The organism is Bacillus cereus (assembly GCF_007678085.1).
GTDB classification, from domain to species: Bacteria; Bacillota; Bacilli; order Bacillales; family Bacillaceae_G; genus Bacillus_A; species Bacillus_A cereus_BE.
In genome coordinates, this window is the sequence record NZ_VEDW01000002.1 from 177,499 (window position 1) to 177,935 (window position 437).

The following is a 437-nucleotide window of genomic DNA, read 5'->3' on the forward strand; positions in this document are numbered from 1 at the left end:
GAAAGAGCCAGAAGAAGTGGAAGCAATTGCAGAAGCAGAAGAGTTAGAAGAAGTGGAAGCATTTGCAGAAGCAGAAGAGTTAGAAGAAGTGGAAGTAATTGCAGAAGCAGAAGAGCCAGAAGAAGCGGAACCTGTAGCACTTGAGGACACGCAGCAAGAAATGGTGTTAAATGAAGCAATTGAACAAACGAATGAATTCATACATGATGCTGAGGCTGATGAACAAACGAAGAAAGATGTTCAAAGCTTTGCGGATGTTTTAATTGCAGAAGAACAATCAGTTGTGGAAGAAGCACCGATTGCAGAAGAGCAATCAGTTGTGAAAGAAGCACCGATTGCAGAAGAACAACAAGTTGTAGAAGAAGCACCGATTGCAGAAGAACAACAAGTTGTAGAAGAAGCACCGATTGCAGAAGAACAACAAGTTGTAGAAGAAG

At 41.6% G+C, this 437-nt stretch carries 1 pseudogene; it reads left to right on the forward strand.

Going from position 1 to position 437, the window contains the following annotated elements:
• A pseudogene (locus FS742_RS28005) lies at positions 1-437 on the forward strand (DNA translocase FtsK); the annotation flags it as partial.